This is a genomic window from Candidatus Thiopontia autotrophica, from assembly GCF_982804495.1.
Map to the genome: position 1 here is coordinate 1 of NZ_CEYDPX010000044.1, position 2,597 is coordinate 2,597.

The following is a 2,597-nucleotide window of genomic DNA, read 5'->3' on the forward strand; positions in this document are numbered from 1 at the left end:
GGCTGAATTACTGCCTTAAGAACTCCTTGTTCTGACCTTGGTAGCTGCCTGGTCACCATACCGTTATGATCAATTACTGCGGTAATTCCAGTATTGGTTGTCCTTAACATGGGCCGTGCAGATTCCAGGGCACGCATGCGTGCAATCTGCAGATGCTGATAAGGGGCTAGCGAATCACCAAACCAGCCATCGTTACTTATTGTCACCAACAGGTCAGCCTCCGGAAGGTTGGAGAATGTCAGATCAGGGTAAGCAACCTCGTAACAGATTGTGGTTGATAGCTGATGCCCGTCAACATTAAGGGGGGGCTGTTCTGCGCCACCACTAGTGAAATCAGACAGAGGGATCTTGATAAAATCAAGAACAGGGCCAAGCAGACCTCGCATGGGAAGATATTCTCCGAATGGAACCAGATGGCGTTTGTAATATTCACCCTGCTCCTCTCCAAGCATGATCATGCCGTTCAGATATCCGCCACCATCTCTACTGCGTACCGGTATCCCGGCTAACAGTGAACTCCCCTCATTTTTCAGCTGTTGTCGAAGTGGATCAAGAAAGTTTTTCTCAATCTGATGACGAAATGCGGGTATAGCTGTCTCTGGCCACACCACAAGCCGCGCCTCCTCTGCCTGTTCAGTTGCAAGACGATAGAGCTCCAGTGTCTTATCTCTGTTTTCTGACAACCATTTCTCACTCTGCTTGATATTACCCTGTACCAGAGCCACAGATATCTGCTTGCCTGAAGGTTCTCCCCATTGAAGCTGACCGGCTCCCCAGCCCAAAGATAAAAGAACAGAGAGAATTGCTATATTTGCTAACCGCCCTTTTGAATACTTAATGGCCATCATCAAGACAACCGCAACGATCGATATAAAGAGTGATACCCCCAATGTTCCCACCAGTGGTGCCAACCCATAATAGAAGGTTCCCGGTGCTGTATGCCCCAACAGTAACCATGGGAAACCACCAAGTATGGTGCTACGAATCCACTCAAACAGCACCCACAAAATTGGAAGAAGCAGAGCTCGTCTGCCGAGAATGAAAAACAACCATCCAGCTACAACAGTAAAAAGTGCCATTGCTGTGACAAACAGTACGGTGATCAAAATGGAGAGAGGAAGATTAACTCCGCCAAACTGCTGAATACTTACCTGTATCCAGCTTGCCCCCACCCCAAAGAAGCCGATACCAAACAGGAACCCGGCAATAACTATAGAGCGCAGATTCCGACATTCACCCCAGATATAAAATATAAGAGCCAGTGAGAGGGGCGCAATCCAGTAGAGCCCAAATGGTGCGAACGCAAGAGGCAATACCGCTCCCGCAATTAGTGCTCCGCCTCTTGATTTGGTCCTGCTCACTTCTGTGAAACTGTAAATTCCCTGATACCACTCTGCGGCAGTACGTTGACCTGCAATAGATGAATCCTGCGGTTATCTGCACGCAACACCTTGAATCTAAATCTGCCAATCTCAATACTCTCACCACGTACCGGCATATATCCAAGATGACGAATAACCAGGCCTCCGACTGTATCTACATTCTTCTCCAGAATTGAGGAGGAAAAATATTCATTAAACTCTTCCAGGGTTGTTACTGCCTTTACTGTATGTCGTACTGCACTGTGACGATGGATAAGCCCCTCTTCCAGGTCGTGCTCATCCTCAATATCACCCACAATCTGCTCAAGCACATCCTCAATTGTCGCCATGCCCGAGACCCCGCCATACTCATCTACTACTATGGCAATATGGTTTCGACTGGATCTGAACTCTTTTAACAGCACATTAAGTCGCTTGCTCTCAGGAACGAAAACAGCTGGGCGAAGGTTTTCACGAAGGTTAAAGCCCCCCTCTTTCTCTCGCCAGTGCAGTACATCTTTGGCCAGAAGAATTCCAACCACCTCATCACGGCTCTCACCAATAACCGGAAAACGTGAGTGGGCTGACTTGATGATAACTGGAAGAAACTCCTCAGGAGAGTCTTCAAGCTCCACCACCACCATCTGTGCTCGTGGAATCATTACATCCCGCACTTGCATCTCCGAGAACTGAAGTGCCCCCTCCAGCATGGTTAGACTATCGGAGTCGAGAATCTGCCTCCAGTGGGCGGCTCTGAGAACCTCAATAATCTGCTGTTTGTTTGCCGGTTCCACACTACGCCCCCCCGAGAAGAGAGCCTTGAGTCTGGAACCGATGCCAGGTCGGTCTTTGGTCATGTGCTATTTTTTTATGATTAGAGTGGTGAGTATAATCAATATCAAAGGGTTACGCATAGCCCAAATCCATACTTAGAAAGATCTTAGGGAAACTCTGATTAAGTCACTTCGTGACTCAATCAGAACTCCCTCTCAAGTTATCCTATGGGGGAAGGATTATAGTTCAGTATGTTACAACAACACCTACTGAGCCATTCCCCCAAACCCCCATCCCATTACGCTTGTTCAAAGGTTCCTTAGATTGTGCAGCATGCATGTTTCTAAGTGGAGATTTAGGCATATGGATCTGGAAAACCAAGTTTCGCAAGAATCGCAATCTCATGGGCCTCCATTATCTCAGCCTTGGCAGATTCAATATGATCCATCCCCAGCAGATGCA

The 2,597-nt window shown here is 47.8% G+C and carries 2 protein-coding genes; both read right to left on the reverse strand.

Annotated features, from left to right (window positions below; genetic code table 11):
* The coding region (lnt, locus tag AC3ZFK_RS08190) for an apolipoprotein N-acyltransferase (protein WP_489433786.1) at positions 1 to 1,361 on the reverse strand (1,361 nt) is incomplete at its 3' end.
* Positions 1,358 to 2,218 carry a CorC family transporter gene (locus AC3ZFK_RS08195; protein ID WP_487507425.1) on the reverse strand — a complete coding sequence of 287 codons (861 nt, stop codon included), beginning with the start codon at positions 2,216 to 2,218 and terminating at the stop codon, positions 1,358 to 1,360. The genes AC3ZFK_RS08195 and lnt, both read right to left, overlap by 4 nt.
* Between the last annotated feature and the right edge of the window lie 379 nt (positions 2,219 to 2,597).